The organism is Arachnia sp., assembly GCF_057238465.1.
This window is the reverse complement of sequence record NZ_DBHHFZ010000003.1, coordinates 157,208-174,186: the sequence shown is the minus strand read 5'-3', so window position 1 is coordinate 174,186 and position 16,979 is coordinate 157,208. Positions and strand designations below refer to the sequence as shown.

20 protein-coding genes are annotated in these 16,979 nt (G+C 68.3%); 2 read left to right on the top strand and 18 right to left on the bottom strand.

Translation table 11 applies throughout. The features are described 5' to 3' along the window. Window positions 1–290 precede the first annotated feature (290 nt). Window positions 291–1,541, top strand: coding sequence for an ATP-binding protein (locus ACO6D6_RS04775; RefSeq protein WP_484783669.1), 1,251 nt, complete (start codon window positions 291–293; stop codon window positions 1,539–1,541). Here the strand turns inward: ACO6D6_RS04775 and ACO6D6_RS04770 are convergent, their stop codons facing one another. From ACO6D6_RS04770 to pduA, 18 genes are all read right to left on the bottom strand, one after another. Next, on the bottom strand, window positions 1,542–1,853 hold the full coding sequence (locus ACO6D6_RS04770) for a hypothetical protein (protein ID WP_484783667.1): 312 nt from the start codon (window positions 1,851–1,853) through the stop codon (window positions 1,542–1,544). A gap of 183 nt (window positions 1,854–2,036) precedes the next feature. Then, window positions 2,037–2,888 carry an RCC1 domain-containing protein gene (locus tag ACO6D6_RS04765; protein ID WP_484783666.1) on the bottom strand — a complete coding sequence of 284 codons (852 nt, stop codon included), beginning with the start codon at window positions 2,886–2,888 and terminating at the stop codon, window positions 2,037–2,039. A gap of 584 nt (window positions 2,889–3,472) precedes the next feature. After that, the gene (locus ACO6D6_RS04760; RefSeq protein ID WP_484783664.1) at window positions 3,473–4,456 is read right to left on the bottom strand and encodes a malate dehydrogenase; all 984 of its coding nucleotides are present in this window, start codon (window positions 4,454–4,456) and stop codon (window positions 3,473–3,475) included. A 6-nt stretch (window positions 4,457–4,462) separates the two neighbouring features. Continuing rightward, the gene (locus tag ACO6D6_RS04755) at window positions 4,463–5,830 is read right to left on the bottom strand and encodes an aldehyde dehydrogenase family protein (RefSeq protein WP_484783906.1); all 1,368 of its coding nucleotides are present in this window, start codon (window positions 5,828–5,830) and stop codon (window positions 4,463–4,465) included. 53 nt (window positions 5,831–5,883) lie between these two features. Continuing rightward, complete coding sequence (locus ACO6D6_RS04750) at window positions 5,884–6,942, bottom strand: cob(I)yrinic acid a,c-diamide adenosyltransferase (RefSeq protein WP_484783662.1); 1,059 nt, start codon at window positions 6,940–6,942, stop codon at window positions 5,884–5,886. A gap of 5 nt (window positions 6,943–6,947) precedes the next feature. Next, window positions 6,948–7,217, bottom strand: coding sequence for a EutN/CcmL family microcompartment protein (locus ACO6D6_RS04745; RefSeq protein ID WP_484783661.1), 270 nt, complete (start codon window positions 7,215–7,217; stop codon window positions 6,948–6,950). A 1-nt stretch (window position 7,218) separates the two neighbouring features. Next, entirely contained in the window at window positions 7,219–7,953 is a 735-nt protein-coding gene (locus ACO6D6_RS04740; RefSeq protein WP_484783660.1) for a flavoprotein, read from the bottom strand. Further along, window positions 7,950–8,777, bottom strand: a complete 828-nt coding sequence (eutJ, locus tag ACO6D6_RS04735; protein ID WP_484783659.1) for an ethanolamine utilization protein EutJ — start codon at window positions 8,775–8,777, stop codon at window positions 7,950–7,952. Before eutJ ends, ACO6D6_RS04740 begins: the two co-directional genes overlap by 4 nt. A 2-nt stretch (window positions 8,778–8,779) precedes the next feature. Next, window positions 8,780–9,415 (bottom strand): phosphate propanoyltransferase, encoded by a 636-nt coding sequence (gene pduL, locus ACO6D6_RS04730; protein WP_484783658.1) that lies wholly within the window; start codon window positions 9,413–9,415, stop codon window positions 8,780–8,782. After that, entirely contained in the window at window positions 9,412–9,684 is a 273-nt protein-coding gene (locus tag ACO6D6_RS04725; RefSeq protein WP_014847896.1) for a BMC domain-containing protein, read from the bottom strand. Before ACO6D6_RS04725 ends, pduL begins: the two co-directional genes overlap by 4 nt. Next, a complete protein-coding gene (locus tag ACO6D6_RS04720; protein WP_484783656.1) occupies window positions 9,681–10,232 on the bottom strand; it encodes a BMC domain-containing protein in 552 nt (183 codons plus the stop codon). The genes ACO6D6_RS04725 and ACO6D6_RS04720 overlap by 4 nt, the downstream gene beginning before the upstream one ends. Then, window positions 10,232–10,588 (bottom strand): glycerol dehydratase reactivase beta/small subunit family protein, encoded by a 357-nt coding sequence (locus tag ACO6D6_RS04715; protein WP_484783655.1) that lies wholly within the window; start codon window positions 10,586–10,588, stop codon window positions 10,232–10,234. Before ACO6D6_RS04715 ends, ACO6D6_RS04720 begins: the two co-directional genes overlap by 1 nt. Beyond that, a complete protein-coding gene (locus tag ACO6D6_RS04710) occupies window positions 10,585–12,396 on the bottom strand; it encodes a diol dehydratase reactivase subunit alpha (RefSeq protein ID WP_484783654.1) in 1,812 nt (603 codons plus the stop codon). Before ACO6D6_RS04710 ends, ACO6D6_RS04715 begins: the two co-directional genes overlap by 4 nt. An 18-nt stretch (window positions 12,397–12,414) precedes the next feature. After that, on the bottom strand, window positions 12,415–12,957 hold the full coding sequence (locus ACO6D6_RS04705) for a diol dehydratase small subunit (RefSeq protein ID WP_484783652.1): 543 nt from the start codon (window positions 12,955–12,957) through the stop codon (window positions 12,415–12,417). A gap of 10 nt (window positions 12,958–12,967) precedes the next feature. Then, window positions 12,968–13,663, bottom strand: a complete 696-nt coding sequence (locus ACO6D6_RS04700) for a propanediol/glycerol family dehydratase medium subunit (protein WP_484783651.1) — start codon at window positions 13,661–13,663, stop codon at window positions 12,968–12,970. Window positions 13,664–13,671: 8 nt separating this feature from the next. Continuing rightward, on the bottom strand, window positions 13,672–15,333 hold the full coding sequence (locus ACO6D6_RS04695; protein ID WP_484783649.1) for a propanediol/glycerol family dehydratase large subunit: 1,662 nt from the start codon (window positions 15,331–15,333) through the stop codon (window positions 13,672–13,674). 11 nt (window positions 15,334–15,344) lie between these two features. Next, on the bottom strand, window positions 15,345–16,151 hold the full coding sequence (gene pduB / locus ACO6D6_RS04690) for a propanediol utilization microcompartment protein PduB (RefSeq protein WP_484783648.1): 807 nt from the start codon (window positions 16,149–16,151) through the stop codon (window positions 15,345–15,347). 11 nt (window positions 16,152–16,162) lie between these two features. Continuing rightward, window positions 16,163–16,441: a propanediol utilization microcompartment protein PduA gene (pduA, locus tag ACO6D6_RS04685; protein WP_484783646.1), complete on the bottom strand. Its 279-nt coding sequence runs from the start codon at window positions 16,439–16,441 to the stop codon at window positions 16,163–16,165. Window positions 16,442–16,621: 180 nt separating this feature from the next. Here pduA and ACO6D6_RS04680 point away from each other — a divergent pair, with 180 nt between their 5' ends. Continuing rightward, complete coding sequence (locus ACO6D6_RS04680) at window positions 16,622–16,975, top strand: BMC domain-containing protein (protein ID WP_014847887.1); 354 nt, start codon at window positions 16,622–16,624, stop codon at window positions 16,973–16,975. Window positions 16,976–16,979: the final 4 nt, after the last annotated feature.

Below are 16,979 nucleotides of genomic sequence, written 5' to 3'. Positions count from 1 at the left end.
GTCGGCTTCGCCAATCACGGGTTTGCCTGCCTGCGCTGTAGCGCTGGCGTTCGGCGGTTGGGCTGGCGTTCCCGTCGGGGAGGCTGGTGGATGGCGGGAAGGCAGGCGTTTCCGTCAGGAAGGCTGGCGGATGGCGGGAAGGCTGGCGGATGGCGGGAAGGCCAGCGGACGTCGGTAGGGCTGGCGAACTGGGGTGGGGGTCGTGGGGGCGGTCGCGAGATGCAGAAACGGTAGCGTAAGAAATGTGTGAATCCTAGCGTAGAAACTGTGTGGATGATAGCGTAGGCAGCATGGAGTACCTACCCAGGACGGTGGATCTGGAGTTGGACGAGCTGTTGCCGCTCGCTCCCGCTATTGCGATCGACGGCCCCAAGGGGGTGGGGAAGACGGACACTGCCCGGCGGCGCGCTACCACCACGTGGCTGCTGGACGACGAGGACCAGCGGCGGATCGCCGCGGCGGATTTCGGACTGACGGCGGTGCCGGCGGGAACGCTGCTCCTCGACGAGTGGCAGAAACTGCCCCAGGTGTGGGATTCGGTGCGACGACGTGTCGATTCCGGCGCCCCGCCCGGAAGCTACCTCCTCACCGGATCCGCCACGCCGACGAACGCCGCCGGGACCCACAGCGGGGCGGGACGGATCCTGTCGCTGCGGATGCGTCCCATGGCGTTGCCGGAACGCGGACGTGCCACACCGACGGTGTCGTTGGCGCGGCTCCTTGAGGGTGGTCGGGATCCGGTGGGCGGGGACAGCGGATACGGGCTCACCGATTACGCCGACGCGATCGTCGCCAGCGGATTCCCCGGGATCATGAACGCGCCACCGCGCCTGCGCCGGGGACTGCTGGACGCCTACCTGCAACGCATCATCGACCGCGACCTGCCCGACCACGGCTTCGCGGTGCGACGCCCGGAGACGTTGCGTCGCTGGCTCGGGGCCTACGCCGCGGCGTCCTCGACCACCACCTCCTACTCGCGGATGCTGGACGCCACCACCGGCGGCGACGGGGCGCAGCCGGCCCACACCACGACCATCGTGTACCGGGACCTCCTCACCCGCCTGTGGATACTGGATCCGGTGCCCGGCTGGCTGCCCGCGAACAACCCGATCCGACGTTTCCAGCAGGCCCCCAAACACCAACTCGCCGACCCCGCCCTGGCGGCCCGGCTGTTGGGTCTGTCGTCGTCCTCCCTGCTCAACGCGTCGGGGGCACACATGATGGGGCCGCTGTTCGAGTCGCTCGCGACGCTGACGGTGCGCGTCGCGGCGCAGGCCGCCGAGGCGCGGGTGTACCACATGCGCACCCAGGGTGGACGACACGAGGTGGATCTTGTCGTCGAAGGAGTGGACGGGCAGATCGTGGGCATCGAGGTGAAACTCGCGGCCGCGGTGGGCGACTCGGACGTGAAACATCTCCTCTGGCTGCGCGACCAGATCCCCGACCGGGTGGCCGATCTGGTGGTCGTCACGACGGGCAAGGCCGCCTACCGGCGTCCCGACGGGGTGGCGGTGGTGCCGCTGGCCCTCCTCGGCCCGTAGCTAGTTTCCGTCTTCTGGGTTAGGGAGGCGCAGCACCCGCCAGGCCTCTCCTTCCAGGACGTCGAGGCCTGTGGGGGTCCAGCTGGCGTAGCTTTCCACCCCGGGGGTGCGGGGTCGCACGGAGATGAGGTCGCGTTCCAGGGTGCCGTAGAGGTGGGAGATTCGGATGAGTCCCGAGGCGTCGGTGGTGGCGATGGTGTCGCCGGTGTGAGGATTCCAGATGACGCACGTGTGGTCGTCGCCGACGGTGGCCAGGAGGCTGCCGTCAGAACTCCACGCCACTCCGTTCAGGGGCCGGTGTGTCCGGTGCACAGGTCTCCGATCACGCCGTCACCCTTGCGGCCCGGGTCGGTGACGTACTCACCAGATTCACGGTCATTCGTGCGGCGTGGAACATTGCGCGTCCCGGATGGGGGAATACTCATGAGGCCACATCCCGGCAGCGATACTATTTTCCGTCGCCGAAAGGGTGTCGCGCGTTGGTGGAGCCAGACATCAACCGAGACGCCAGGAGTTGACCTCGAGTTGGCCGTGGCTGTTACTACCGGTCGCCACCACGGTGCCATCGACGCGAAGCCCCACGGTGTGGGTCGCGCCGGCTGCGACGGCCACGATGTCGCGCCAGCCGTGCACGTCGCACTGGCCGGAATCCGATCTGCCGGCTGCGACCACGGTGCCGTCGGTTTTCACGCCGACGCTGTGGTAGCTGCCCGCCGCGACCGCGATGATCCCTGCACACTGTTCGCAGCCGGCCCAGAACTCCGGGCGTCCAGTCGCACGAACAGCACCATCCCTCGTCAACCCCAGGGTGTGGAGATACCCCGCGGCAACTGCGCGAATCCGGGTCCAGTGCTGTACGTCGCACTGGCCGGCGGCGTTGTTGCCGGCAGCGCGGACGGCACCGTCGGCGTGAACCGCAACCGTGTGCCAATCACCGCAGCTGACATCCGTCACCTCACGCCAGTCCTCGACCCGCAGCTGCCCCTCCACGGCGCGGCCCGCCACCACCAATGATCCGTCGCCACGCAGGCCCACGCTGAATCTCCACCCCGCGGCCACCGCGATGATGTCCTGCCAGTCCTGGACATCGCATTGCCCCTGGGTGTTCCAGCCGCATGCCAGAACCGTTCCGTCGATGCGAAGCCCCAGCGTGTGGGATCTACCGGTGTTGCCGGCCACATGAACGCTGCCCGCCGCGACCGCGATAACGTCTCGCCACAGCGACGTCCGGCACTCCCCGCCGGAACCTGCTCCGGTCGCGACCACGGCCCCGTCGGGCAGACACCCCACCGTGTGTCGTCGCCCGGCTGCCACAGGACGACGAACTGGCACGGCGACCTCCTTCACGACCGGCTCCTTGGCTATCTTTCCAGCAAGTCGAATGGTCGCGCTTGTCTACCCGTCGTGTGCTTGCGCTGTAGCGCTGGCGGATGACGGGAAGGCAGGCGTTTCCGTCGGGAAGACTGGCGGATGACGGGAAGGCCAGCGGGCGACGGGAAGACTGGCGGATGACGGGAAGGCTGGCGGACGTCATGCGATGGGTGGGGCAGTGCGTGAGCGTCGACGGATGGCTGTGTTGCCTTCCTTCCCCCGGGCGCGAATCGCGGAGGCTCGACGGTTCAACGTCGCCACACGACGTTGAACCGTTTTTCTCCCGCGATTCGCGCCCGGGAGAGGGGAGTGAGAGGGGAGGGGAGTGAGAGGGGGTGTCGCGGTTCGGGTCGGTCTGCTTGGGGAGGGTGGTTTCGACTCGGGCTGCTCGTTCCTCGCAGCCCGGCTCAACCAGCTTCAGAGAGGGGGACGTCGCGGCCCGGCTCAACCAGCTTGGGAAAGGGGACAAAGAATAAAGAACCCGGCAGGGGTCCTGCGGCTCTTCGGTGGTTGAGAAGAGGTGGGTGGGCTTCGCAGGAGCGGCCCTGCCGGGTTCGGTCTCAAACGGGGAGGAGGCCCATCGACCTGACCTCCTCCGCCTCGGATTTCAGTTCGTCGACGGAGACATTGACGCGACTTCTCGCGAAGGCGTTGAGCGGCAGGCCCTGGACGATCTCCCACTCGCCACCTCGGCAGCGTACCGGGAATGACGAGACCAGGCCCGCCGGGACCCCGTAGGAACCGTCGCTGACCACCGCCATCGATGTCCAGTCGCCCTTGGGGGTGCCGAGCAGCCAGTCGCGGACGTGGGCGATGGTGGCGTTGGCCGCCGATGCCGCGCTCGAACGTCCCCGGGCCGCGATCACCGCGGCCCCGCGCTTGGCGACGGTGGGGATGAAGTCGAAGGCGATCCAGGCGTCGTCGGCGATCCACTCATTCGCCGGCTTCCCGCAGATGCGGGCGTTGAAGGCGTCCGCGTACTGCGTGGCCGAATGGTTGCCCCAGATCGTCACGTTCGTCACGTCAGCCACGGGCCTGCGGGCCTTCGCCGCCAGCTGCGCGCGGGCCCGGTTGTGGTCGAGCCGGGTCAGGGCGGTGAACCTCGAAGCGGGAATCCCGTCGGCGTGCCGGGAGGCGATCAGCGCGTTCGTGTTCGCCGGGTTCCCCGTGACCACCACCCGCACATCCGGGGCCGCCGAGGCCGCCAGGGCCCGGCCCTGCGCGGCGAAGATGGCGGCGTTGGCCTCCAGCAGGTCGGCGCGTTCCATGCCCGCGCTGCGCGGCGACGCCCCCACCAGCATCGCGACGTTCGCCCCGTCGAAGGCCACCGCGGGATCGTCGGTGACCTCGATGCCCTTCAGCTGCGGGAAGGCGCAGTCGAGCAGTTCCATCGCCACCCCGTCGAGGGCCTTCACGGCCGCCGGCACCTCCAGCAGCCGCAACTCGACGGGCTCGTCGCCCAGCAGATCACCCGAGGCCAGCCGGTAGACCAGCGCGTATCCGATCTGCCCGGCCGCTCCCGTTACCGCGATTCGTCTGGTCATGGCGGCTCAGCGGACGTTCAGGTCGCCGACGAGCACGCAGCGGCGTTTCCGGGTGAAGCTGCGAGCCGACGTGAGGCCCTCGCCTGTGGGTCCGGCGATGGTGAACGTCGGGTAGCCCTCGCCGCCGATCCCGATGCCGTTGTACGACGGGCCGTTCTTCACGAAGATCGTGGTCTGGATCAGCTTGCCCATCCTCGTCAGCTTGCTGACGTTGAGGCTGTGCATCACCGCGGTGTGGCGGTTGCCGTGCTCCAGTTCGACGGCCAGGTCGATGGCGGCGTCCACGTCCGGCACCCGCACCAACCCGAGCACCGGCATCATCAGCTCGTGCACCACGAACGGATGGTTGGCGCTGGCCTCGCACACGATCAGCCGCACCCCGGGCGGCGGGGTGACGCCGATGGCCTCCAGGATCTTCGCGGCAGATTTGCCCACCCACTCGGTGCGCGGCTTGTCGCCGTCAACCAGCAGCTTCTCCAGCTCCGCGACCTCGGCGGGCGTCGCCTCGTAGGCGCCGTGCTTGATCATGCAGAACTTCAGCATGTCGGCGATCGAATCGACCGCGATGATCTCCTTCTCCGCGGTGCAGGGCAGGTTGTTGTCGAAGCTGGCGCCGTCGACGATGCACTTCGCGGCGTGCTCGATGTCAGCGGTCTCGTCGACGACGGCGGGCGGATTGCCCGCGCCCGCGCCGATCGCCTTCTTCCCGGAGCTCAGCACCGCCTTGACGATGCCCGGCCCCCCGGTGGCCACCAGCATCCGGACCTTCGGGTGGGCCATCATCGCGTTGGTGTTCTCCAGCGACGGCGCGGTGACCGTAACCACGAGATTGTCGGGGGCCCCGGCGGCGCGCAGCGCCCGGTTGATGCGACGCACCTGCCAGCACGACAACTTGGCTACCCGCGGGTGCGGGCTGAACACGACGGCGTTGCCGGCGGCCAGCATCCCGATGGAGTTGCAGGTGATGGTCTCGGTGGGGTTGGTGGTGGGGGTGATGGCCCCGATCACGCCGTAGGGCGAGTACTCGATGGTGGTCAGGCCGTCGTCGCCGGACCACGCCTCCGTGACGAGATCCTCCACCCCGGGGGTCCCGGAGGCCGCCACCTTGTTCTTCAGGTATTTGTGGCCGACATCACCCATCCCGGACTGCACCACGGCCTGCTCCGACATGTAGTCGAGGGCCTCGGGGGCCAGCATCGCCTCACGGATGGCCGCGACGTAGCGGCGCCGGTCGGCCATCGAATGGGTCAGGTATTCGCGCTGCGCCAGGTGGGCGGCCTCCACCGCGGAGTCCATGTCGGCGAACACCCCGTCGCCCGGGACCTCCTGCTGCGTCGCGGGCGCCTCGGTCTGGTTCTCGTTGCCGGGGAGCATGGCCGCGAGGACCTCGCGGATGGTCGCCTCCAGCTGTGCCGGATCTATCTTCATTACTGCTCTCCTATCATGTTCCAGTCCTGCAGCGCGCAGGTCGCGATGTCCACGTCCTGTTCAGCGGTTCCACCCGAGATTCCGATGGCCCCTGCCAGTTCCCCGTCGACATGGACGGGCACCCCTCCGCCGAACAGGACCACACGGCCGGAGTTGGTGTCGGCCAGACCGGGGAAGGGACCGTCCTCGGTGGCCAGGGGGCCGAGCGTCGCTGTCGGTGCCTGGAAGGCCACGGCGCTCCACGCCTTGTTGATCGCGACCTCTGTGGCCGCGAGCAGCGCACCCTCGACGCGGTGCAGCAGCATCAGGTTCCCGCCCGCGTCCGCGGCAGCGATCACGACGGGCACCCCCAGCTCGGCGCTGCGCGCCTCCGCCCGCTCGGCGATCCGCTTGGCGGCGGCGAGATCGAACCGGCGGGCCGGCGTCCGGCCGCGGGATGGTGTCGAGGTGGACTGCTCGCCCAAGGGCTCGCGGTCCGGTGTTGCGGGGGTTCCGAGGACCTTGGCGACGGCGTCTCGGACGATGCGTTCGATCTCCTCGTCGCGCCAGGTCTCGGCCAGCCTGGCCAGGGAGTAGACGGCGTCGGAGAGGCGGTTGAGGTATTTGATCAGCTCGGGGCGTACCGGTTCGGTCTCAGCCAGGGTCAGTACCCGCCGTTCCGCGCGACGCACCACGGTGCGGGCCTGGTGGAACGCCCCCGACCGGTCGTCGCGGCCCGGCACCACGAACTCCCGCTGTGGCCCCGTGACGGCCAGGCAGTCGTCGATGAGGTGCTCCAGGTCGGTGATGTCGCCGGTGTTGATCTTGTTCGCGAGGATCGTCGCGCCCTCGGGGTCGCTGGCCAGTTCGGCGGCCAGCACGAACAGCCGCTGCTGCACGTCGTGGACGCGACGCCGCCACTGGCCGGCGGGCAGCATCGCCTTCGCCGCCCCGAGTGCCGCGTTGGCCTCGTCGACGGTGCCGTAGGCCTCCACGCGCAGGCTCTGCTTGGGCACCCGGGAGCCCCCGAACAGCCCGGTGTCACCTTTGTCGCCGGTGCGCGTGTACACGTTTGGCATGACGGTCAGTCCTCCACCTCGACCACGTCGACGATGCCGACAATGGTCGCGTCCAGGGGGGCCTGCTGCCGGTTCGCGGCGAACCGGGCCGAGCTGCCCTTCGTGATGATGACCGTTTCACCGGTTCCGGCGCCGACGGTGTCCACCGCGACCTCCTGGTTGCCGACGGCGGTGCCGTCGGAGTGGACGCGCTGGATCAGCAGCAGCTTGAAACCGACGAGGCGTTCGTCCTTGCTGGTGGAGACCACCGTGCCGACCACCTTGGCCAGGTACATCTCAGCTCCTCCTCGTTATCGTGATGTCAGACGCTGCCGCCGTCTCGCGGGCCAGGTCGGTGATGATCGCCTTGCGGTGCACGCTCAGCCGCGACCCCGGAGCCAGGGAACGGACCACGGATTCGGTGACCACGCGCGCGGTGCAGTGCACCGCCTCGCCCGCGCCCGCGACCTCCCCGACGACCCGGTCGAGGGTTTCCGCGGTCGCCAGGTGAACCCCGAAAGATTTCAGGGTGGCGAGGTTTTCTCGCAGCATCGCCGCGTAGCCCGACGGCATCTGCGGGAACCAGCCGCGTTTGTCCGCCGAGTCGGGGCAGACGGCGTTGGTGGCCACGACCACCGGTTTGTTGCTCATGATGAACTCGGCCACCACATTGCTGGCCAGGCAGTCGCCGATGCCGTGGGCGACCTTCGCGGCCAGGTTCGCGGTGAGGGTGGGGATGACGAGCAGGTCGTGGGCCTGCACCAGTGACTTCTCGGCCGGGGTCATGCCCAGGGCCGCGATGCGTTCCTGGTCCAGGATGCGGGAGGCCGAGTCGGTCTGCCGCCAGTCGAGGTTGACGTGTGCCGCGGCCCGTTTCAGCGACTCCAGGGCCGCGTCGAAACCGAGCAGCGCACCGGAGAACAGCACCAGCGCGTTGGGTTTCCCCGTGGCCGGGGTTTCCTGCCGGGGCTGTTCGGCGAGCATTTCGCGCACGATCCTGGTGATCAGTTCGCGCAGCTGTTCCTCGTTCATCTGCCACTCCTCATTGCCGCCCCCAGCGGGGTGGGGAAAAGGGGTTCCTCGGGCCGGTCGACCTTGACGCCGAGGATCTTCTCGAACACTTTGGGTGCCTCGGGCAGGGAGGCGGAACCGCCCACCAGATACACCCTGCCCGGGTCGGTGCCGCCGAGCGCCCGCTCGGCGATGGTGGCCATTTTCTCCAGGGTGGGGCGCACCACCGGGAAGACGGTCGCGACGTTGGCGGGGTCGCACTTGAACGCCTCGGCCTCGTCGTAGCCCATCCCGAGCGCCCCCGACAGCACCAGCGTCATGTGGTGGCCGCCGGTGGCCTCGTCGGTGGAGAAATCGACCACCCCGTCGCGCAGCCGCGACACCCCGGTGGTGCCGTGGCCGATGTCGATGATGGTGCCGTCTGCCACGCCGAGGGCCCGGGCCGCGGCCACGGGTTCGTCGACCACCTCGCACGGGTCGAGTTCGCAGGCGTCGAGCACGTTGGTGAACACCTTCACGGTGCCCTCGCTGATCCCGGGCGGGATGGTGACGGCGGCCTCGGTGAAGGTGTGACCCAGCCTGTCGTGGAGCTCGGTGAGGATCTCCCGGACGTTGGTGACGGCCCCCAGCCAGTCGACGACGATGCCGTCGCGCACCACGTTCGCCTTCCGGCAACCGCCCGCCACCGGACGGTTCCCGCCGTCGACCACGGCCAGCACGATGTTGGCCGTGCCCAGGTCGACGGCGAGCCGCAGCCCGTTGCGTTTGGCGTTCTTGTGTGCGACCTTCCCGGTTCGCACGAGCTCTGCGAACCGGTTGATCCTGGTCTGGGGATTCGTCGCCATCGTCACTTGTCCAGACAGATCGTCACGTAGTCGCCGGTCCTGGCCCCGACGGCGTTGCCCTCGTCGGTGTCGAGGTGCAGCTCCGCCAGGTAGGAGTCCTTGACGCGGATCAGGAAATTGTCCAGCCGCGCCCCGCGCTCACCCCCGAACCGGACGCTCACGCGGTCCTGGTCCTTCAGGTTGAGGGCGGCGGCGTCGTCGGGGCTCATGTGGATGTGACGGCCCGCGACGATCACGGCGTGGTCGCATTCGATGCTGCCGAGGGGACCCTCGATGCGCACGGGGGCGGCGGCTTCGAGATGCCCCGACTGGGCCATCGGCGCCTTGATGCCGAGGGCGAAGCAGTCGGTGCGGCTCAGCTCCACCTGGGTGGCGGGACGGTTGGGTCCCATCACGCGCACCCGGGTCATGGTGCCGCGGGGGCCGTGCAGGGTCACGGTCTCCTCGGCAGCGAACTCGCCGCGCTGGCGCACGTGCTTCTTGACCTTCGGTTCGGTGTAGCCGAACAGGGTTTTGAAGTCGGCGTCGCACAGGTGGACGTGCCGGTTGGAGATGCCGACGATCACCTTGCGCGGGTCCAGGGCGGTGATCCGCTCCAGGACCCGGCTGGTGATCTCGGCCACGAGCGCGTCGGTCATGACTGCGGCAGGATCTTCTCGACGTCACCGTGGGGACGCGGGATGACGTGCTGGGAGACCAGCTCGCCGACCCGTGCGGCGGCCGACGATCCGGCGTCGACGGCGGCCTTCACGGCACCGACGTCGCCGCGCACCATCACGGTGACCAGACCGGAACCGATCTTCTCGCTGCCGATCAGGGTCACGTTCGCGGACTTGACCATGGCGTCGGCGGCCTCGACGGCACCCACGTAGCCCTTGGTCTCGATCATTCCGAGAGCGTTGCTCATGACTGTTTCCTCCTGGTGGTGGATGTCCGGGGAGCCTTGGTGGTCTCCGCGGGGTTCTTGGGTGTGGCATCCGGTTTCTGGTCCGGGCCGGATTCGGGCTGCGCCTGTTCGAGTTGCGGTTTCGGCCCGGGTTTCGTGATGGCCTTCGGCGCGGGTTTGGGTTCGGGTTTTTCCGGGGCCTTGGGCGCGGCTTTGGTCTTCTCCGGGGATTTGGCCTTGGCGGCGGGTTTCGTCGTCGCCTTCGCACCGGGCGCGGGTTTGGCCAGGCCCACTGTCGTGGCCGAGAAGACGAGGGTCTCCAGCTCCTGGTGGGGCCGGGGAATGACGGTCCTGCTGACCACGTGTGTCAGTTTCGACGCCGCCACCTCGGCGGCGGCCATGGCCGCCTGGACGGCCGCCACCTGGCCTTCGACCTTGATGGTGACGTAGCCGCCGCCCTTGGCCAGTTCGTAGCCGATCAGGTTGACGTCGGCGGTCTTGCAGGCGACATCGGCGGCCTCGACGCCAGCGACGAGGCCCACCACTTCAATGCTCCCCAGTGCTTGCATCACTGGCTCCTTTCGGGTTCACGGAGGGGAAGTCTTTTCACCAGGCGGGCGGCGTTCGACCCGATGATCCGGTCCGCCTGCTCGCTGCGCCCCAGGAAATGCGCCAGGTAGGGGCGCCGCTCGGGGAGTTTCTCGGTGGTGATGACCACGTAGTCGAGGGCGATTCCTAGGCCGATGCCCAGCCGCGACGAGGTCGCGGCGCGGTGCGCCAAGACCAGGGGATTCAGCTCCGAGAGGCGTTCCACGCGGCTCGGCACCCCCTCCTCCTCGATGCCGAGGAGCACCTGGGTGAGCTGTTCGTCGCCGATGCCCTCGTGGACGGCGAGGTTGATGGTGGGGCGTTCGTCGATCGTCACGACGCACCCCCCAGCACCAGGCCGGTGGCGACGGCGTTGCGGGGCCCCTCGACGCCGCGGATGTTGGCGCGCCCGGCCACCACCCGGTAGTCGGCCAGGGCCCGGGTGACCAGCTGCGGGATCTCGAAGTCGAGGGCGGAACCGCCGACGAGTACCACGAAGTCGATGCCGCGCACCTCCGAGGTGGGGGAGACGCGCTGCAGGGCGCGGATCGCGTTGGTGACGAAGACCTGCTCCTTGGCGCGGATGCGGACCTGGCGGATGGTCTCGACGGGAAGGTCCACGTCGAGGGGCACCATGCCGTCGGGTTTGAGCACCACGGTGCGGGCGTAGACGTGCCCGGGAAGCGGGTCCTCGAAGAACTGCACGGTGCCGTCCTCGTGGCGGATGTTGAAAACCGACTCCACCTTCGCCAGCGGGTGGCGTTTGATGTCCTCGGCCAGGTCGAAGGAGTCGAGGCCGAGTTCGGACTGGATCATCAGGGTCACCATGTTCCCGGCGCCTGCCAGGTGGATGGAGGTGCCGGTGCCGTCCGGACGCATGACGGAGGCGTCGGTGGAGCCGGCGCCCATGTCGAGGATCGCGATGGGGGCGGCCGTTCCGGGGGTGGTGAGCGCGCCACGGATGGCCATGTCGGCCTCCACGCCGCCGACCTCGACGGGCACGCCGATCTCGGCGGCCAGTTCGGAGGCGATCCGTTCCATCTGGAGGCGGTCGGTCCTGACCATCACGGCGATGCCGACGGCGGCCTCCATGGAGAACTCGTTGGCGATGCCGCCCGCCACCTGCTGCGGCACCCGGGTGTCGACGGCGAGCAGGTCGGTGATGTTGATTTCGCGGGGGTGCTGGTTGGTCAGCTGCGCCATGGTCACGCGCACCTTCTCCATCATGCCGCCGACGTTGGTGCCGGCCTCGCCCGTGATGTCGGCGAGGTTGCGGATCCGGGATGCGACATCCATGATCTCGGCGGCACCCAGGTCGACGTCGACGTCGAGGGTGTTGGTGCCGTGGAAGGTGAGGCGGCCCGCGGGGATGCGGCGTTCCTGCACGTCACCCTCCGGGGTTTTGATGACCACGGCGGAACGGTTGCCCACCAGGGAACGGGCCAGGGGCACCACGGAGCGGGTGGCTTCGGCCTCCAGGCCGAAGAGGGTCGCGATGCCGAACGGGTTGGACAGGGTCTCGACGATGCGCCCGATGTCGGCCACCTCAATGGCGGCCAGCATCCCGAGCGGGACCTTCTCGATCAGGCGCACCTCGTCGACGATGGGGATCTTGTGGGCCAGCCTGTTGTGGACCAGCACGCCGTCGTCGGCCTGCAGGATCGCCCCGGTGATCTCCAGGCGCTCGGCGACGGCGTTCAGCCGGGCCGCGACCTGGTCGTAGGGGATCGTACGGGGCACCACGACGATGTAGGGCTGCCCGGCGGGGGCGTCGGGCAGCTCGTCGAGGGCGATGGTGGTCCCCACCCCGATGCCGAGGCCGCCCGGGGTGGAGGGGTTGTGTCCGATCATCGTGGATTCGGTGATGACCGTCTCGGTGATGGTCTCCATCGCGACGTCGCCGATCACGGGGGCGGCTTCGTTGATGCGGATGGAGTCGAGGTCCTCGATGCGGCGTCCCGCCTTGCCCAGGGCCTCGGTGAGGGAATGGAACAGACCACGGATGTTGGTGCTGGTTCCCTTGATACCGGTGGTGGGGACGATGGCGCTGGACAGGAACCTCACCTGCCCTTCGGTACCGGTTTCGGCGAGCGCCACCTCGGTGGTTGCATTGCCGATGTCGATGCCAGCGACCAGTTTCGCCATCGTCCCTTTCCCTTTCTCTCAGTCCTCGCGCAGCCGTCCGCGGGCCTCGTAGACGTCGGCGGCCTCACGGACGAACCCCGCGCTCACCTTCGCACCGTACTGGCCCTCCAGTTCTTCGGCGATCGCGTACAACTCCGCCTTGGTGGAGCGGTACGGCCGCAGCGCGTTGTAGATCTCCAGCAGCCGGGCGTCGGGCACGGCCACCAGCTCGGCGGCGCGACGCAGGTTGCGGGCCAGGGTCTGGCGTCCGTCGGCGTCGGCCACCTGGGCCTGGAGCTCCAGGGTCTCCGAGGAGATGCGGAAGTCGAGGGGGGTCAGCTTCCCCGACTTGACGTCCTCGAAGGTGAGTTCGTCGAGGGCCTTGCCGGTGTTGGTTTTCACCAGCTCCGGGTGCTTCTCGGCCAGCGGGTACTCGTCGCGGCCGATCCGGCGGGTCCCCGCGGCGGGGACCTGGGCCGGGGCGGCGGGCGCCGGGGCGTTCTTGGCGAAGGACACGGAGTCGTTCCCGAGGGACTTCATGACCTCCGACATGATCTGTCGGATGAGTTGTTCCTGATCCATGGTGGCTCTCCTAGGCGGTGCTGACCCGCAGCGCCTGGGGCTTCTTGGCCAGGTCGCACTGGGCGGTTTCCTTGTTGTGCAGCAGGGCCGCGATGGCTTGGTACTTGGGGCGGGCCATCTGGTCGTTGCGGATCGGCACGGGCTGCGGCGACTCGCCCTTGGCGTACTTGGCCGCGTTCTTGCCGATGGCGCGGAAGGTTTCCAGGTCGATCAGCGGGGACTGGCTGAACAGCTCCACGTTGCTGAGCGGCGGCAGGTCCTTCTGGTGGATGACCGTGGTGCCGCGCGACTGGATGCCGATCCCGATGCCGGAGCCCGACAGCTTCGCCGCCTGGTGGGCGATGAAACCGACGTCGGCGCTCTTGTAGATCTTCACGAACCGGTGCTTGAGGCCCTCCTCCTCGATGCCCGCGGCGATCTCCTTGAGGACGTCGGCGTGGGGCAGACCGATGATGGTTTCGTGGATCAGGGTGCTGAACGCCGGGGAGACCGCCACCACGACCTCCTTCGGGTCGGAGCCGCGCTCCGCGGGTCCGGTCTCGGCCAGGGTGAGTTTCCCGGCGGCCGTGGCGGTCATCGTCGCGGTGCCACCCGAGGTGGGGGACGGGGTGCTCGGCGCCGGGGTCGCGGCGGCCTGGTCCTCGGTGGCCATTTCCTGGACCACCTGCGCGATGATCTGCTTGAGGGTGTTCACATCAATGCTCATGGCTCACCTCAGATGCTCTCGGGGCTGATGGCCTGACGGATGGTCTTGATCTGGTTCCACCGCTCGTCGTCGATCTGGTAGCCGGTCTGCGGGCCGTGGTAGTCGTTGGGCGAGTTCACGGCCGAGATCACGTTGAAGTCGGCGTCGAAGATCGCGGAGGTGTGCAGGTAGTCGCCCGCGACGCGGCGTTTCAGCAGGTTGAACACCGCCTCGGCGACGTCCTCGAAACCGCCTCGCGACAGCGCCTTGGCCACGTCCACGCCGGTGACCTCGCGGTTCATCATGTCCTCGGCGGCCTTCAGGTCCTCGACGACGTTGCGTTTGGGCATGTCATCGGAGCTGTGGGCGTAGGTGGCGGCCTCCACCTCGGCGTCGGTGATGGCCGGCAGCCCCAGCTCGTCGAAGACGGCCTGCAGGGCGCGGGCGGCCTTGCGGCGCACCGCGATGACGTCCTCCTCCAGCACGGGGGTGAGGCCGCCGTCGATGCGCAGGTCACGCTGGATGATGTTCCAGTCGTCGAAGTCCTCGGCATCCCAGTTGGAGCCCGCGAACATGTTGTCCTTGTTCGGGGTGGAGGAATAGCCGGAGCAGATGAAGTCGGTGCCGGGCACGAACTGCATCAGCGACCGCGACACCCGGCGCAGATCGGAGTGGGTGAAGGTCTGGTCGTTGCTGGAGGCGCACTCGAGGTCCAGCATGGTGGCGATCAGGTTCTCGGCCAGCACGGCGCGGATGCCGCCGGGCACGCCCGCGGGCACGCCGATGCAGCTGACGGAACCGTTCTGGGTGCCCTGCGAACCGGCGGCCTTGGTCACGAACAGGCAGCGGGCCTCCAGGTACAGCATGGATTTGCCCTCGGCGTAGCCCATCTGCACCTCGGAGCCGGTGCCGGATGTGAAACGCATCTTCAGGCCGCGGGAGGCGTAGCTGGAGGCCAGGAAGGCCTTCGACCAGGGGGTGTCGTCGCCGTCCATGAACACCGCCTCGGTGCCGTAGACGGACACGGTCTCGGCGTAGGCGGTCAGCCCGCGCATGCCGAGCTGCAGCTCCGTGGCCTCCTCGACCGCGCACTGGGTGAGGATGCCGGGACGTCCGGTCTGGGCGCCGACCAGTAGTGCCAGCGCGTTGAACGGGGCGTAGCGGACCACACCGACGGTGGTTTCCTGCTCGGCGAAACCGCGCAGCGCGGCCTCGGCGGAGTCGGCGGTGATCTGCACGGGGTTGTCGGCGACGTTGGTGACGTGGCACTGGTTGGCGGGCTGTTTGCGGGCACGCAGTTTCGTGACCGCCATCATCATCTCCAGCACGCTCATGTTGCCGACGACCTCGGTGAGTTTCGCCGGGGTCATGGCGGTGGTCAGCGGGATGATCTCGGTGCGGGGCACGTTGATGTCGCACAGCATGCGGGCCACCTGGAGGGAGTCGATGGCCATGGCCTTCTCCGCCAGCTCCAGGTTGATGCCGTAGTCGGCGACGAAGGTGTCGATCATGTCGAACTGGTCACGGGTCTTGCCGTCGAGCTCGGTCACGAGCCCGTTGGTCAGTGTGATCGACGGTTTCGGATCGTTGGGGGAGTCCATGGCGATCAGGCCAACCTCTGGCCATTCGCTGACGAACCCGTCCTGGTTCACGGGGCGCGCGTCGAGCGCCTCAAACCTCTTGGAACGCATCAGATCGGTCCTCAGATGTAGGGGGTCGTGGTGGATTCGGGCTTGGCGCCGAGCGCACCGAGGAGGGAGATGCCCACCTCGCGGGCGGCGATGATGGCCTGCCGGACGGCACCCGAGTCGCCGCTCAGGAAGGAGATGACCTCGTTGGAGAAGCTGGTTCCGCCGGCGGGGCTGGCGTAGCCGATGACGTCGACGGTGGCTGCCTTGACGGCGGTGTCGGCCAGGACCACACCGATGCCGGCGGGGGCGCCGACGGTGATGCCGAAGGCCTTGCCGATCGGGGCGCCGAAGGCCTTGTTGAGGGCGTAGGAGGCGCGGGCGGTGTACTGGAACTCCAGATGGCCCGCGTCGTTGGCGTAGACGTCACCGAAGGTGCGGTCCAGTTCACCGAGGGACACCTCGACGGCGCGGCGGGCGTCGGAGACATCCTCGGCGCCGAAGATGATCAGCGAGCCGTGACCGGCGCCGCCCTTGGTGTCGCGGGGCAGTTCGATGGTCAGGATCTCGGAGTTGGTGGCCTTGACGGCCTCGTCGGCGGCGAAGATGTGCGGGCCGGCACCGGTGCGGGCGCCGAGGATCCCGATGGAGCGGAAGTCCTTCTCCAGTTTCATCATCGCGCGCAGCTTCGGGTCGACGTTGGCGATGACCATGCCGATGGTGTCACCCAGGACGTTGGTGCCGACGAACTCGGTCACGCAGGGCAGGGAACCGGCGGCGGGCGTGGGGGCGGGGGCGGGAGCAGCGGACGGCGCGGGATCGTCGCCACCCATCTTCTTGACCACCTCGGCCAGGACCTTGTTGATCAGTTCCTCAGACATTGTTCACTCTCCTACTTGGCCTGGGCGGGGAGGATCTTCTCGACGTCGTTGTGGGGGCGCGGGATCACGTGGACGCTGACGAGCTCACCCACCCGCTCCGCCGCCGAGGCTCCCGCGTCGGTGGCGGCCTTGACCGCGCCGACGTCGCCGCGCACCAGCACGGTCACGTAGCCGGCACCGATCTTCTCGCTGCCCACCAGGGACACATTCGCGGACTTGACCATGGCGTCGGCGGCCTCAACCGCTCCGACATAGCCCTTCGTCTCGACCATTCCGAGCGCTTCCTGCATGCTGACTCCTTCGTCGTTGGTCCTAGCGACAGGCAGCTTTGGGCCTGCCTTGGCCACCATAGGGCCGGTTCGGATACACAGTTTCTCCCGGTTGTTACACATTCTTGCTCCGGGCCTGTGTGAAACATTGAACCCGGCAGGAAGTGGCCCTATCGTGATGACATCCCAGAGGAGCGATTGATGACCGAGCTGACCGACAAGACGCGCATCATCCAGGAGTTCGTGCCTGGCAAGCAGGTCACGCTCGCCCACGTGATAGCCAACCCCGACCCGCACCTGTACCCGAAGATCGGTCTGCCCGCGGGAAGCAGCGGGGCCATCGGGGTGCTGACCATCACGCCGGGCGAGGCCGCCGTCATCGCCGCCGACATCGCCACCAAGTCGGCGGGGGTCGAGTTGGCCTTCGTGGACCGCTTCTCAGGGTCGTTGCTCATCACCGGCCGGCTGGCCGACGTCGAATCCTCCGTCACGGGGATCGTCACCACCCTCCAGGCCATTCTCGGATTCACCCCCGCACCGCTGACCAGGACGTGACGTA

Coding starts and splice junctions, on each gene's coding strand:
- ACO6D6_RS04760 (WP_484783664.1), bottom strand. CDS start 4,456: ATGACCAGACGAATCGCGGTAACGGGAGCGGCCGGGCAGATCGGATAC.
- ACO6D6_RS04720 (WP_484783656.1), bottom strand. CDS start 10,232: ATGCAAGCACTGGGGAGCATTGAAGTGGTGGGCCTCGTCGCTGGCGTC.
- ACO6D6_RS04695 (WP_484783649.1), bottom strand. CDS start 15,333: ATGCGTTCCAAGAGGTTTGAGGCGCTCGACGCGCGCCCCGTGAACCAG.
- ACO6D6_RS04710 (WP_484783654.1), bottom strand. CDS start 12,396: ATGGCGAAACTGGTCGCTGGCATCGACATCGGCAATGCAACCACCGAG.
- ACO6D6_RS04745 (WP_484783661.1), bottom strand. CDS start 7,217: ATGTACCTGGCCAAGGTGGTCGGCACGGTGGTCTCCACCAGCAAGGAC.
- ACO6D6_RS04700 (WP_484783651.1), bottom strand. CDS start 13,663: ATGAGCATTGATGTGAACACCCTCAAGCAGATCATCGCGCAGGTGGTC.
- eutJ (WP_484783659.1), bottom strand. CDS start 8,777: ATGGCGACGAATCCCCAGACCAGGATCAACCGGTTCGCAGAGCTCGTG.
- ACO6D6_RS04775 (WP_484783669.1), top strand. CDS start 291: ATGGAGTACCTACCCAGGACGGTGGATCTGGAGTTGGACGAGCTGTTG.
- ACO6D6_RS04750 (WP_484783662.1), bottom strand. CDS start 6,942: ATGCCAAACGTGTACACGCGCACCGGCGACAAAGGTGACACCGGGCTG.
- ACO6D6_RS04755 (WP_484783906.1), bottom strand. CDS start 5,830: ATGCTCCCCGGCAACGAGAACCAGACCGAGGCGCCCGCGACGCAGCAG.
- pduA (WP_484783646.1), bottom strand. CDS start 16,441: ATGCAGGAAGCGCTCGGAATGGTCGAGACGAAGGGCTATGTCGGAGCG.
- pduL (WP_484783658.1), bottom strand. CDS start 9,415: ATGACCGACGCGCTCGTGGCCGAGATCACCAGCCGGGTCCTGGAGCGG.
- ACO6D6_RS04725 (WP_014847896.1), bottom strand. CDS start 9,684: ATGAGCAACGCTCTCGGAATGATCGAGACCAAGGGCTACGTGGGTGCC.
- ACO6D6_RS04680 (WP_014847887.1), top strand. CDS start 16,622: ATGACCGAGCTGACCGACAAGACGCGCATCATCCAGGAGTTCGTGCCT.
- pduB (WP_484783648.1), bottom strand. CDS start 16,151: ATGTCTGAGGAACTGATCAACAAGGTCCTGGCCGAGGTGGTCAAGAAG.
- ACO6D6_RS04740 (WP_484783660.1), bottom strand. CDS start 7,953: ATGAACGAGGAACAGCTGCGCGAACTGATCACCAGGATCGTGCGCGAA.
- ACO6D6_RS04705 (WP_484783652.1), bottom strand. CDS start 12,957: ATGGATCAGGAACAACTCATCCGACAGATCATGTCGGAGGTCATGAAG.